This window comes from Mycobacterium sp. pR1184 (genome assembly GCF_041287235.1).
Classification (GTDB): Bacteria; Actinomycetota; Actinomycetes; order Mycobacteriales; family Mycobacteriaceae; genus Mycobacterium.
This window is the reverse complement of the sequence record NZ_JBGGKR010000008.1, coordinates 214,625-227,268: the sequence shown is the minus strand read 5'-3', so window position 1 is coordinate 227,268 and position 12,644 is coordinate 214,625. Positions and strand designations below refer to the sequence as shown.

The following is a 12,644-nucleotide window of genomic DNA, read 5'->3' as shown; positions in this document are numbered from 1 at the left end:
GAACCGTCGTGACCATGACCTGGCCGCTTGGCGAAGCCGAATCGAAGCTGGAGTTCTACGATCTGTCGCACCCGTGGGGGCATGGTGTGCCGGCGTGGCCGTACTTCGAGGACGTCAAGATCGAACGATTGCACAACATGGCCAGAAGCCGCGTCGTCACCCAAAAGATCACCACGGTAATGCATTCCGGCACGCACATCGACGCGCCGGGCCACGTGATCGAAGGCACGCCGCTGCTCGACGAGATCCCGCTGAGCGCGTTCTTCGGTACGGGCGTCGTCGTGTCGATCCCCAAGAAGAAGTGGGAGGTCGTCACCGCCGAGGACCTGGAGAAGGCCACGCCGGAGATCCGGCCCGGTGACATCGTCATCGTCAACACCGGCTGGCACCATACCTACGCCGACAGCGCCGAGTACTACGCCTACTCGCCGGGGTTTTACAAGGAAGCCGGGGAGTGGTTCGCGGCCAGGGGTGTCAAGGCCGTCGGCACGGACACCCAAGCGCTCGACCATCCGATGGCCACCGCGATCGCCCCGCACGGACCCGCCGAGCACACCGGTGGCCTATTGCCTTGGGCGGTAAAGGAATACGAACAACACACCGGCCGCAAGGTGCTCGACGACTTCCCGGAATGGGAGCCCTGCCATCGCGCGATTCTGTCCAAGGGCATCTACGGCTTCGAGAACGTGGGCGGCGACCTGGACAAGGTCACCGGAAAACGCGTCACCTTCGCGGCGTTCCCGTGGCGCTGGGTCGGCGGCGACGGCTGTATCGTGCGGCTGGTGGCGATCATCGACCCCACCGGTAGCTACCGCATCGAGACCGGAGCCTGACATGAGCGTCGACGCAGAAGAGGCCCGCGGCAGCGGAATTCAGGTTATCGCGCGCGCTGCTGAGATGCTGCGGCTGCTGCAGGCACATCCCGGCGGGCTGAACCAGGCCGAGATCGGCGAGCGGCTGGGCATGGCGCGCTCGACCGTGAGCCGGATCCTCAATGCGCTCGACGACGAAGGTCTGGTGGCCGCGCCTGCGGCGCGGGGTCGTTATCGGCTGGGGCCCGAGATCGCCCGCATGGCCACCACCGTGCGCCGCAGCGTCGTGTTCGACGTGCATCCATTCATCGAGGAGCTGTCCCGGGAACTGGAGGAGACCGTCGACCTGTCGATCCTGGACGGCGACCGTGCGACGTTCGTCGATCAGGTGGTCTCGCCGCACCGGCTGCGCGCGATCAGCGCGGTGGGCGAGTCGTTTCCGCTGCACTGCTGCGCCAACGGCAAGGCGCTGCTGGCCAATCTGTCGGCCGAGGAGCAAGCCCGTGCGCTGCCGAGTCGGCTCGCCAAGCTGACCGCGAACACGATCACGACGCCGGCGGCGTTGCGCAAGGAGCTGGAACGCGTCAAAACCGAAGGCGTGGCGTATGACCGCGAAGAGCAGAGCGAAGGGATCTGCGCGGTGGGCGCGGTATTGAAGAACGTGGGCGACGAAATGGTCGCGGTGAGCGTGCCCGTACCGTCGCAGCGGTTCTACCGCCGCGAATCCGAGCTCGCCCAGGCGCTGCGGGACTGGGTCGAAAAGGTCGACGCCTGGTTCGCCAAAACCGGCGACCACGAGACTCGCAGGTCAGCCGGGCAATAGCGGTCTGGCGCCTCGGCTGCGGTAGGCTTTCGACCTGCTGCCGGTGGACTCATCGGCACACGGGCTGTGGCGCAGTTTGGTAGCGCACTTGACTGGGGGTCAAGTGGTCGCAGGTTCAAATCCTGTCAGCCCGACGCAGGTCAGAGGCGCTTTCCGACTTTTCGGGAGGTGCCTCTTTCCGTCTCGTACCCCAACCCGTACCCCAACCACGTCGCGTTCACGACTGTTCGCCCACGTTCGCGAGCCCGAGGCGGCCAGCCAGCGCGTCGACAGCGGCTCGCGCGGTGTCGTCGCTTGTATGGCCGTAGACATCACCGGTGATTGCGATCGACGAGTGCCCGAGCAGATCGGCAACCGCCTTGATGTGCACACCGGACTCGAGCCACGCAACCGCTGCCGAGTGGCGCAACGTGTGTACGCCGACGTCTGCCACCCCTGCTGTCCGGGCGGCGACCTCGATCACCCGTAGCAGGTTGCGCGGGTCGACGGGCCCGCCGAACTCGGTGGTGAACACTAGACCGCTGTCCTGCCATTGGTTCGCCGCGCGAAGGCGATCGGCGGCCTGGGCCGCCTTGTGCTTACGCAGCATGGCAATCACCGCGGGAGATAGCGGCACCGTCCGACGTGATCGCGCGGTCTTGGGCTCGCTGATGACCAGCCGTCCGGCGACCCGGCTGATCGTTGCCGCGACGCGTAGGACGCCGGCGTCGAGGTCAACCTTGTCCCATCGCAAGGCCAGTGCCTCGCCCTTGCGTAGTCCTGTCGAGGCGATGAGCACGAGCGCAGCGTGATAGCGCGACTCTGCGGCCGCCTTGAGGACAAGCGTTACCGCTTCGGCGTCGAGGTGGCGCGCCTCCTGCCGTTCCACGCCCGGTCGACGCACCTGCGCCGCTGGGTTGCGCGCCAGAAGCCCATCGCGCACGGCGCCGTCGAGTGCGGAGCGCAGCACGGTGTACGTCTGTCGGATCGTTGAATCGGACAACGCTCGCACCGGCTCGGCGTTCTCGCCCCGGCCTGGCTTGGTCTTGGTGCGCATCTTCAGTACCAACGACTCGATGTCCGACGGCCTCAGCTTGTCCAGAGTGATCGCACCGAACGGTCCGGGCTCGAGGTGCCGCCGGGACAGCATCTCGTACAGCGTCCGTGTCGAGGCCGCGCGGTCGGATGCTGCCAGCGTGGTCTGACGCCAGTGTGCGAGCCAGTCGCCGACCGACCGACTCGCGTCCTTCACTGGTGCCCCGGCGTCGAGGCGCTCGCGCGCCTTTTTCATCTCGGCGCGTGCGGCCTTGGCGGTCGCTCCGTACAGTGAAACCCTTTTGACTTGGCCGGTGCCGGTGTCGGTGTAGGTGAGGCGGGCCTCCCATCGCCCGTTTGTCCGCTGCCGTACGGTGCCTTCGCCATTCGCTCGCTTGGCCATTCTGCTACGCCTCCCAAATTCGTTGGTAGACAACGCAACAAAGGAATGATTGAGCGTGCAACTTTGCCGTGCAATTTGTCTTTTCGCGTGTCTATAGTGCGCCACAGTACCGCGCGGCTATGTGCGTACATGAACAAACGAGGAGCTTGAGGGACAAAATGAACACCGACTCAGACCGACTGCTGCTGCCCTACCCCGAGGCGATGGCCGCGCTCGGCGGGATCAGCCGCACAACGCTATGGGAGCTGGTCAGTAGCGGCGAGCTAGTGCGGGTCAAGATCGGGGCACGGGGTTTTATCACGGCGAAATCCATTGCGGGATACGTCGATCGGCTCACCGCAGCCGCCACGGCATGACTGCCGAGCGAGGCCGAGGCAAAGGGCCGCCCAATGAAAACCGGGCCCCCACACAGGGAGACCCGGCCGACGTCAGCGATACCACCACCAACGCCGCAAATCCTATCGATGCCCGCCGACAGCGCAGGCACGGCTGCGGCGCCGAGCTTCTCGAGCAACTGCGTCGCCGGTACGAGGCCGCGCGCCGCTTGCCGCCGCTCGCCTGTGGCCGACGCGATCCGGTGCGGGCGGCTGAGCTCGCACAGCGCGGAGGCCGGCAATGACATGGACCAAGCTCTCCGACGACTATTCCGACGATTGTTGGGAGCTTTCCGACGCTGCCTATCGGCTTCACACAGAGGGGCTCACGTGGTCTAACCGGAAGCTCCTCGACGGCAGGTTGCCCAAGGATGACGTTCGGCGGTGGGCGAAGCGGCCCGAGGCTGCCGATGAATTGGTGGCGTGTGGGTGGTGGGAGGACCACGGCGATGAGTACCAGATCGTCCATCACGCGTGCTATCAGCGGACCCGCGAGCAGGTGCTCGCGCAGCAGGAGCGGAGCCGTGGAAACGGGCAGAGAGGCGGTCGGCCAGCGGGACCGCCTCGCGAGCGATCACCCCGAAAACCCAGACAGGTAACCCAGAAGGAAACCCAGACGGGAACCCAGGTGGGTTGTCAGACCGGGAAAGCGTCGAACGGAAAACCCAGACAGGAACCCACGCAGGTAACCCAGTTGCCAACCCAGAGGGACGGGACAGGTCACCTAAGTAACCACTCACCAAACGCAAGGCTTAGGACCAGGGGTGAGTTACCTAAGTCGGGTACGTCACTAGCGGCGACGGCCAAGAGTGGCTACGACGGCAACGGCTGGCCGGAGTGGCATGGGCAGGGGTCGGACCCGTTCGAGGAGCACGCGTGAGCGCCCGGCACGCCCACGTCATCGTTCGGGCCTACGGCGACACCGGGGCGCTCGATTGCCCGTGCCCGACGTGCGGAGCCGCTGCCGGCGAGTACTGCACCCGCACCGACGACACCGGCTCGCGCCGCTTCCGCCGCGTGCCGTGCTGCCGGCGATGTCCACCCTCGAGCCACGCAGACGACGAGGAGCCGCCCCCGCCGGCTCGGTCGTTCTCTGAGCCGCTGCGAGGCGAGACATGAGGCTCAACGCGCTACCCGGTGTGCGGGCCACCGTCGCGCCACTGCCCGGGCAGGCCCGCCCAATCCGGCTCACCCTCGGCCCGTTCGTTTTCGGCCTCGAGCAGACCGAGGCGCTCGAGCTCGCCGACCGGCTCGTCGATGCCGTCGAGGCAATCCGCAACCACCCCAACGGAAGGACCACACGATGACCGATGAGACCGCCGGCCGGCTCGCGGAGGCGCGCCGCGACTACTGCGCGGCGATGTACGTCGTTGCGCAGATCACCGGTGACCGCGAGCTCGTGAACGAGGCGGTTCGCCGGCTGGCTGCCTACGGCGGGCCCGGCTGCGTGACAGAGATGCTCACCCGCGCCCTGCATCTGATCGTCGAGAAAACCGATCTTGTCGACCTCGAGCCGGTCGTCGTCGCGATGCGGGATTACATGGGCCGCTTGCTGACCCAGGTCGGCGCGGAGCGGCTCAACCCCGGCGACGCTGGCCAACTTGACCCCGCGAAGCTCGACGTCGCGCTGCGGCGGCTCCTCGGCGGCGACGAGGGCGACGGTGCACTGTGATGCGCCGCGGTGTGGTGCTCGACGTGTCGGAGGCGGCGGTGCTGGCCGACACGATCGAGGATTTGTGCCGGCGGACGGGTCGCCAGCCGTCGGGCCGGCTTGGTCCGATCGTGGCGAAATTGCGCAAAGTTGTTGCAAACACTGACGGTTTACCCCCCAAAAGCGTCAGTTTTGTTGGTATTGAGGCGGATTCAAGTTCACACTGCGCCTATGACCTGTGCACCAGCGCCGAGGCAGCGCGAATCTTGCGCATCTCGGCTCACGGTGTGCGCGACCTCCGCCGGCGCGGCGTCCTGGCCGGGCACTACACCGGCACCCGCTGGCTCTACCCGCTCCGCGTCGTCGAGGCCCGCGCCGAACGCCAGGCCGCCCGCCGAGCTGGCTAAGGCTGGCCGCCGTGGCTGACGTGCGGACGGTGCGCGACGTCGAGATCCTCAAGGTCGGCACGTGGGACGGCGCTAACGGCACGTTCACGATCACCCGCGAGGACCTCGAGTCGGCAGTCGAGTTCGCACGCGCCGGCGTTCTGCGCCCCGCGCCGTTGAAGATCGGCCACGATGACCCGCGGTTCGACGGCGGGCCGGCACTCGGGCATCTTGACAATCTCCGCATCACTGGCGATACGCTGCTCGCTGAATTCGTGAATGTGCCTGTCGGCCTGGCGAACCTGCTCCCGCACGCATACCGAGACCGCAGCATCGAGGGCGTTTTCGACTACCGCGACGGCACCGGCCGCACCTGGCGATTCATCGTGACGGCGTGCGCCCTGCTTGGCGAGCGCGCGCCGGCCGTGCACACGCTCAAGCAACTCGGCGAGCTCTACGGCGTCGACGTCGCCGCGGCCGCATCGGGCCGCCGCGTGGTCGTGGCCGCAGCCACGTTTCGCCCCGAGGACCTCGAGGCGCGCCGCCGGCGCGCTCCGGCAGGTGGCCGCCGCCCGACGGCAGCGAGCCACCCGAATGACGACGTTAGGAGTTTGACGAATGTCGACAACCATCGCCAACCCGTCGGTGTATGACCCCGGCGCCGATATCACCGCCGAGGCGACGGCTGCGGTGACTGCTCGCCGGTTTCTCGCCGTGTCCGGTAATCGCACCGGCGGCGGCAACATCGCGGTTGCGCCGGCCGCCGCTGGTGTCCGCGCGTGCGGGGTGGCCGGCAATGACGCAGCGATCGGCGAGCTTGTTCGCTTGGTGCGGGGCAACTCGCGCGTCGTGAAGGTGACCGCCTCGGGTGCGATCGCCGCCGGCGCCGAGGTCCAAGTCGGCGCCGGCGGCACGGCGACCACGCTCGCCGCCGGTGTCGCGGTCGGCTACGCGATGACCGGCGCGGCCGACGCCACCGACGCTGAAATAAGCCTGTACTGAGAGGACTTGACCGATGGTTAACGCGCTTATCCCCGAACTGAATGGCCGCCGGCTCACCGTCGACGTCGCCCTCAAGGAGCCGTCACGCATCCGCGATCAGATCGCGAAACTCGCCGACGACCAGATATTGCTACCCAAGGTGTTTCGCCCGTTCGGCGCCCAAATCCAGGGCGGCGGCCTGCTCTACAGCGTGATCGCGGCGAGCGACTTTTTCACCAGCGACGTCGAACGCAGGTCACCTGGCAGCGAATACCGCGTCGTCGAAGGAGTTTCGCCAACCCCCGAGCTCGCCCTCGTCGAGGACTGGGGCGGCAAGTTCCAAGTCGAGGACGAGCGGCGCACCCGCAACGACATCTCCTACATCGACCAGCAGACGACGCAACTGGCGAATACGATCGCGCGCAAGTTGGACACCCGCGCCGTCGCCGCGCTCGAGGCAGCCAACGTTGCCACCGTCGCGGTGTCGAGCCCTTGGGACAGCTTGACGTTCGTTGGGCCGGATGCCAACTTGACGCCGGGACCCGACCGGCCGACGAGCCACTTCGCCCAGGCCCAGGAGCTCGCCGACCTCGAGGAGCTCGGCGTCGTGCATGACACGCTGCTCGTGCACCCGAGCCAGGCTCGGGCGCTGCGTGAGGCATACGCCGAGAACCTCGGCGCCATGCTCGATTCCGTGGGGCTCAAGATGTTCTCCAACCCGCGCATCCCGGCTGGCACCGCCTACGTGTGTCAGGGCGCGATGGTGGGGAGCGTCGGATTTGAGGCCCCGCTCACCGTCGACGTGTACGACGACCGCTCCACCCGCTCGACGTGGGTGCAGGCTTACGCCGTGCCCGCGTTCGCCGTCGACCGCCCCTACGCGGCCAAGAGAATCACCGGTCTGGCCGCCTAACCCCGAGGGAGACAACGCGATGGCACTCACACTGGAATTTGACGACGCCGAAGCCGCGGTGCTGCTCGACCGCCTCGGCCTACCCGAGGACACCTCCGACACCGGGTTGGTCCTCGACACCCTCAAGGATGCGCTGCGCGGCGCTCCGCTGATGGCTGACACGCCGCCGTCTCAGATCGCCGCCGCTGCAAAGAAACACGATCTCGAGGTGATGGACACCCAGACACTCGCCGCGCTGCGCCACGACGCCGCCGAGGGCCGGAAGATCGCTGCCGCCGCCAAGCAGCAGAAGATCGAGGCCGCCGTCGACGACGCCGTGAGCAAGGGCAAGATCACCGCGGCCCGCAAAGGTCACTGGGTCACCCTGGCGACGCACGACGAGAAGATGCTCGAGGTGCTCGCAGCGGTGCCCAACGAGACCGCGGTTCCGATGACCGAGCTCGGCCACAGCCTCGAGCCTGTCGATGCCGGCGCCGACAAGCCGGCTTGGTTCTACTGATCGTCGTCGCTCGCGGTTCCCTGGTAGGCCGCACAAGCGCGACCGCGGCGCCGGCCACAATTGCCTCCTGCGGCCGGCGCCGCACCACAGAACCCGCGGACGTCACCACGACCCTTTTTACTGGCAGCAGTAGAAAGGATGCGGACGGCTGGCGCATCTGGCACGTGAACCTCGGCGATGACCCGCCGACACTGCGGGCACCGTACGGCGAGGCACCAATCGTCACCGGCCCCACCGTGGACGCGGAGTGCTGTATGCACGCCGGCCACCAACCACCCGAACCCGACTGCGCCTGCGGCATTTACGCTATCGCCAACGTCATCGACGCCCTCTACCGGCTTCGTGTCATCACCGCCAATATCGCGACCGGAACCACAAGCCTGTTCCGCCCTACCCGCGTCGCGGCCGGCACCATTCCCGTACTCGCCCGCGTCCACCTGACCCGTGTGCGCTGGACAGACCGCGCGGTGGCCTGGTCCGAGCTGCGGTGCACCTCACCCGAGATGCGCGCCGCCACAGCGCGTATCGAGCGGCTGTACGTCGCCGACGAGCTCATCGCCTACGACCACGCCCGCCGCCTGGCCGACCGGCTCAGCGCAACGCTTGGCGTGCCCGCCGTCGTCGGCTACCCCACGTACACGCTCGACGATTGGGAGCAACGCCCCGACTGGTACCGCCGCGGCGGCCCCGAGGGGCTGCTCGACGGCGAATACGAGCCCCTTGTCGGCGGCGACCGGCCGCACCCGCCCGTCCCGTTCCGCGCAGCGGTACCAGCGCGCGGGGAAACCGTGCCGGGCCGATACGCCGGGCAGTGGGACGGCCGATGACCGCCGATTACGAGGCATACAGACGAACCCGCGAGGAGCGCCACCGCCAGGTCGTAACGCAGCAACTCGGGCAGATTCCCCGCGAACTCGGCCGGTGCACCTGCAACACACCGTCATTCGATGCCGCCGACCACGCGACCGGGTGCGCGCTGTCACTGTCGCCGCCGCTATCGAGCAACCCCACCCGACCGGCGACGCGCCGCCTACCCGAGGAGATGTTCTGATTGCCCAACACTTCACACCGCAAACCGCGGCCCGGCAGCACCGCCCGCGGCCTCGGCCACGACCACCAACAACACCGCTCCCGACTGCTGCTGCGCCACGTCGACGGCACAGCCTGCTACTGGTGCGCCGCCAAGATGTACCGCGACCCGAAACGCAACTGGGACGGCCGGCCACTGCACGCCGACCACAGCCGCAGCCGCTCGGTCTACGGCGTCGGCAACACCACCGCTGACCGACTGCTCCACGCCACATGCAACGAGCGACGCGGGGACGGCAGCCGAGACGACCAACGGCCAGCATTGACGGGCCAAAGCCCTGACAACGGCCGCGACCCCGACCTCGGTGAACTCACTTACTTCGACTGGCCTGACCTGGCACGATAACCCCGATTTTCTTAAGGGGGCGGGTACCCCAGACCGCCGCGGTGGTCAGAATTATTTTTTTGAGTCGGTCAGATTTATTGACCAGACGGCGCCAGGCCCATCGAAAGCGGTACTGCGGGCAATCGCCGGAGCGAGCTTGGGCAAGCTCCTGCTCCGGCGACCATATAAGGCATTTCGCGATCGAGATCGGTGCCGCAAGCCGGGGCTAGGGGGCAAAGCCGCTTGGCCGAAGGCTAACGCGTTGGCGTCTGAGCTGGTGCGGGTGATTGCCCTGGTGTCGGGGTGGTTGGCTTCGTGGGCGTCTTGTTGCTGCTCAGCCACTGATGCAGGACTTCGTTCGGGGTCTTCTGCCAAGGCGACCTTGGGACATCGACGACCACCCTCCCGGTGATTTCTTTGGTCCGCAGGATGTGCATCTTGTGCTCACCGTCCATGTACTTTGTCCATTCACCGTCGGACGATAGGACATACGCGGGTTGAACGTTTGCTGCACCCATGCTGATCCGCTCTTGCGGCATCCAAACGCCAAGAAAGCCGATCATGATGAATAGCGGTGCGAATAACAAGATTACGGCGAACCCTATAGCACTTCCTTGGACTAACTTCTGGCGGGCTTCAACCGGTGGCCGAAAGACCGCGAACGCGATCGCGAGCAATATTGCGAGCACGACTATGGCAAGAAAAATAGCTCCAATGATTACAAAATGGAGAAGCGGCATTGCGTAAAAGTCGATTAACAAAACGAGAGTAATCCCTATAAACGCATTCACGACACGTTGGCGCGTACGGGGTTTTAGCCCATTCGTGAATACGCGGAGAAAGGCGAGGATAGATATCAGCGTGATTACTGCGCACGCGAGTGGCAGGAGAGTGCCAAGCACAAGCGCGGTGACATTCAGGGTCTGCACGAGGGATCGAAGCGTTTCCGTGTCCCCGTGCGCCACGATCATCAGCTGCAAACACGCGAAAAGGATGGGGATTACGCCGAGGAACCAATAGAGGGCGGTGCGATCTTGTTTCTGGCTGGTTGTGGGATCGGTTTGGGCGCGGGCGGCGCGCTCCTGCTGGGCCTTCTGGAGCGCGCCGCCGATCGCGGTCAAGATATTTTCGACTCCCCGCACGATTTCGGGGTTGGGCTGATTGGGCCGCTGCGGGGGCGGTGGAACGTTCGCCACGAGCATCTAACGTAACGGCTGGTTCACGGCGGATCTGCCAAACACGCCGAGAACGCATAGTCCAATGTGGGGCTGTCGCGTTGCGCTCGCGCTACTCCATTGCGGTGATACCTGTTACTGCTGTTCCGGCGGCGGCGGATCTTCGCTTTCCTGGCCGGGGTCTTCGGGGACCGCTCTGATTTCGAGCTGTTTAGGCTCACGCTCGGTCTTGATGATTCCTCCGAACCCCATGTCATCGAGGGCGCGGATCACTTCGCTCGACGGAATGCCGCGGTAGAAGGGCGGGCTCTCGGGGCCCGAGTCAGTTGATATGGCTTCGGCTGAATCCTCGACCACCAGCCCAATCACGCGCCCGTCGCCGGCGACGATTGGGCCGCCGCTGTTTCCGGGTCGCGTTATCGCAGAGAACAGAAATATCCTGTCGCGATTGGGAATTGTCTCGGTTTCCGGGTTAACGACTTCGCCGCGCTGCACTGCGTATTCGGTGGACCGAGTCACATTGACGACCTGGCCCTGTTGCACGCTGATTGCCATCTCGGCCGTCATAGGAACTCTCGGGTAGCCGAACACAAAGACATCGTCAGCCCAGCGCGGCTCGCGGAACACCATGCCGGGCAGCCGGGGGAACGCCGGTGCATTGTCCGGTAAGCGCGCCTCAATAACCGCGACGTCGAGCGTTCGGTGTGCGCGCATCTGGACCGGCTGGCTGATCATCTGAGCCCCGGCCGGGGCCGTAGCCGGATGCACCTCGATGTCGCCGCCTGCGGATGTCAGTCCCATCACGACATGTCTATTAGTTATGATGTGGCGCTCGTCGATGATGAGGCCGGTTCCCCAATGCTCGCCGGGGTTGCCTTCGGCGTCGGTGCCGGCGATGAGCACCGTAACCGCGTTGTAGCTCGGGATGATGATCTCGGCGCCGAGCACTTCAGATAGCCATAAATTGCCCTCACTCTGTGGTGAATCGAACCCCTGAGACACATACTGCTGACCCATGAGAGGGAGGCGTGGGTGCCAACCAGCTGCCATGAGGAGACCTGCCCGCTCCATTGCTCCAAGGATGCGATTGAGCTCAGTGGCGTTGCCCGACAAACCACGCTTGCTTAAGTAGTTGGAGAAGTCAGCGACGCACCAAAGCTCGATTGTGTTCGGCCGCAGCGTCTTGCCGATGATTCTTGCAGTCTGGGGATCGTGGAACGGGTGGAAGAACCCGTAGGCCCACTGCGCGACGAGTAGCCGCCACTCGGTCGAATTCGCGGTTACCCTGACGGTCTCCGGCGCGGCCTCCTCTGGGATGCTGCCCTGACCATCGCCCACGCGGCCGACGCTATTCCTATACGGACACCGGGCAATCGTCGACACGCCGAATCGGCGAGTTGCCCTACCCCAACGCGTACCCCAACCGTCGAGGAATTGCTCAGGTTCGCGGATGTTCACCCATGTACCGAAAACGCGCTGAACTGCACAATCTGGCAGCCGACAAACATCCGCTGACACCCTTCGGGTATCTGGGGGTCAAGTGGTCGCAGGTTCAAATCCTGTCAGCCCGACCAGGAACATAGGCCCTGAGCTGGCCTTTTTCATTTGGCCGATTGCACAGACGTTCGGCAGCATCGAAAATTCAGCGGCGGTGTGTCAGTCCCGTTGCTAGACATGTGAGGTCAAGCAAATCCTCTCTCACGCGAGCTGGGTTGCGTCCCGTGTGAGTCTCACGAATGCGTCGTAAGTCGCAGCCCCAACTCGACGGCGGCCAGAACGCCGAGCAAGGCCGCCGGCGCTACGTTCTTGACGTCCTGGACGCGGAGATGGGCGATCACTGCGCCGACGAAGTAGAGGACGACACCGACTGCGGCGGCCACACCGATGGGCCACCACAAGAATCCGACGATTAAGCCGACAGCGCCTGCGATCTCCGCAGCCGCCAACAGCGGCAGCGCTCGTGGCGGCACGCCCACGGTGGACATCTGCTCCATGATGGGGGCGGCTTTCGCAAGCTTGGCGCCCGCTGAGCCGACCAGGGCGATGACGAGCAGGATGGCAAGGACGATGAGGGCGATGTGCATAAGATCTCCGATTCGCATCAAGCCGCGGTCGACGGCGAGTCAGTAATCGGACCGTAGTCCACTTAGGTCGTGATGTCTAACTGAGGTGCGCTCGATCATGATTTGTTCCTTGAGG

At 65.6% G+C, this 12,644-nt stretch carries 17 protein-coding genes and 1 tRNA gene; 14 read left to right on the top strand and 4 right to left on the bottom strand.

The window, feature by feature from the left end; genetic code table 11:
• Positions 1 to 8: 8 nt before the first annotated feature.
• The 3 genes from ACAG21_RS16535 to ACAG21_RS16525 all read left to right on the top strand — a co-directional run bounded on the left by ACAG21_RS16535 (position 9) and on the right by ACAG21_RS16525 (position 1,769).
• Entirely contained in the window at positions 9 to 833 is an 825-nt protein-coding gene (locus ACAG21_RS16535; protein WP_370497260.1) for a cyclase family protein, read from the top strand.
• 1 nt (position 834) lies between these two features.
• A complete protein-coding gene (locus tag ACAG21_RS16530; protein WP_370497258.1) occupies positions 835 to 1,635 on the top strand; it encodes an IclR family transcriptional regulator in 801 nt (266 codons plus the stop codon).
• A gap of 60 nt (positions 1,636 to 1,695) precedes the next feature.
• Positions 1,696 to 1,769: transfer RNA gene (locus ACAG21_RS16525), tRNA-Pro, on the top strand.
• 83 nt (positions 1,770 to 1,852) lie between these two features.
• Here the strand turns inward: ACAG21_RS16525 and ACAG21_RS16520 are convergent.
• Entirely contained in the window at positions 1,853 to 3,052 is a 1,200-nt protein-coding gene (locus ACAG21_RS16520; RefSeq protein WP_370497256.1) for a tyrosine-type recombinase/integrase, read from the bottom strand.
• Positions 3,053 to 3,210: 158 nt separating this feature from the next.
• On the opposite strand from ACAG21_RS16520, the gene ACAG21_RS16515 reads away from it, so the two are divergent.
• From ACAG21_RS16515 to ACAG21_RS16465, 11 genes are all read left to right on the top strand, one after another.
• Positions 3,211 to 3,408 carry a helix-turn-helix transcriptional regulator gene (locus tag ACAG21_RS16515; RefSeq protein WP_370497254.1) on the top strand — a complete coding sequence of 66 codons (198 nt, stop codon included), beginning with the start codon at positions 3,211 to 3,213 and terminating at the stop codon, positions 3,406 to 3,408.
• Positions 3,409 to 4,541: 1,133 nt separating this feature from the next.
• Positions 4,542 to 4,733, top strand: a complete 192-nt coding sequence (locus tag ACAG21_RS16510; RefSeq protein ID WP_370497252.1) for a hypothetical protein — start codon at positions 4,542 to 4,544, stop codon at positions 4,731 to 4,733.
• Positions 4,730 to 5,098 carry a hypothetical protein gene (locus tag ACAG21_RS16505; RefSeq protein WP_370497250.1) on the top strand — a complete coding sequence of 123 codons (369 nt, stop codon included), beginning with the start codon at positions 4,730 to 4,732 and terminating at the stop codon, positions 5,096 to 5,098. Before ACAG21_RS16510 ends, ACAG21_RS16505 begins: the two co-directional genes overlap by 4 nt.
• Positions 5,098 to 5,484 (top strand): helix-turn-helix domain-containing protein, encoded by a 387-nt coding sequence (locus ACAG21_RS16500; RefSeq protein ID WP_370497248.1) that lies wholly within the window; start codon positions 5,098 to 5,100, stop codon positions 5,482 to 5,484. Before ACAG21_RS16505 ends, ACAG21_RS16500 begins: the two co-directional genes overlap by 1 nt.
• Before the next feature lie 11 nt (positions 5,485 to 5,495).
• Positions 5,496 to 6,116, top strand: a complete 621-nt coding sequence (locus ACAG21_RS16495; RefSeq protein ID WP_370497247.1) for a hypothetical protein — start codon at positions 5,496 to 5,498, stop codon at positions 6,114 to 6,116.
• Positions 6,082 to 6,465 carry a capsid cement protein gene (locus tag ACAG21_RS16490; RefSeq protein WP_370497245.1) on the top strand — a complete coding sequence of 128 codons (384 nt, stop codon included), beginning with the start codon at positions 6,082 to 6,084 and terminating at the stop codon, positions 6,463 to 6,465. The genes ACAG21_RS16495 and ACAG21_RS16490 overlap by 35 nt, the downstream gene beginning before the upstream one ends.
• 13 nt (positions 6,466 to 6,478) lie before the next feature.
• Positions 6,479 to 7,357, top strand: coding sequence for a major capsid protein (locus ACAG21_RS16485; protein ID WP_370497243.1), 879 nt, complete (start codon positions 6,479 to 6,481; stop codon positions 7,355 to 7,357).
• 19 nt (positions 7,358 to 7,376) lie between these two features.
• A complete protein-coding gene (locus tag ACAG21_RS16480) occupies positions 7,377 to 7,856 on the top strand; it encodes a hypothetical protein (RefSeq protein ID WP_370497241.1) in 480 nt (159 codons plus the stop codon).
• Between the two features lie 164 nt (positions 7,857 to 8,020).
• Entirely contained in the window at positions 8,021 to 8,683 is a 663-nt protein-coding gene (locus ACAG21_RS16475; protein WP_370497239.1) for a hypothetical protein, read from the top strand.
• Complete coding sequence (locus ACAG21_RS16470) at positions 8,680 to 8,907, top strand: hypothetical protein (RefSeq protein ID WP_370497238.1); 228 nt, start codon at positions 8,680 to 8,682, stop codon at positions 8,905 to 8,907. The genes ACAG21_RS16475 and ACAG21_RS16470 overlap by 4 nt, the downstream gene beginning before the upstream one ends.
• Positions 8,908 to 9,291 (top strand): hypothetical protein, encoded by a 384-nt coding sequence (locus tag ACAG21_RS16465; protein WP_370497236.1) that lies wholly within the window; start codon positions 8,908 to 8,910, stop codon positions 9,289 to 9,291.
• Between the two features lie 233 nt (positions 9,292 to 9,524).
• Here the strand turns inward: ACAG21_RS16465 and ACAG21_RS16460 are convergent, their stop codons facing one another.
• From ACAG21_RS16460 to ACAG21_RS16450, 3 genes are all read right to left on the bottom strand, one after another.
• On the bottom strand, positions 9,525 to 10,466 hold the full coding sequence (locus ACAG21_RS16460) for a hypothetical protein (RefSeq protein ID WP_370497234.1): 942 nt from the start codon (positions 10,464 to 10,466) through the stop codon (positions 9,525 to 9,527).
• Between the two features lie 114 nt (positions 10,467 to 10,580).
• The gene (locus ACAG21_RS16455) at positions 10,581 to 11,639 is read right to left on the bottom strand and encodes a serine protease (RefSeq protein ID WP_370497364.1); all 1,059 of its coding nucleotides are present in this window, start codon (positions 11,637 to 11,639) and stop codon (positions 10,581 to 10,583) included.
• 536 nt (positions 11,640 to 12,175) lie between these two features.
• The gene (locus ACAG21_RS16450) at positions 12,176 to 12,529 is read right to left on the bottom strand and encodes a DoxX family protein (RefSeq protein WP_370497232.1); all 354 of its coding nucleotides are present in this window, start codon (positions 12,527 to 12,529) and stop codon (positions 12,176 to 12,178) included.
• Positions 12,530 to 12,644 lie beyond the last annotated feature (115 nt).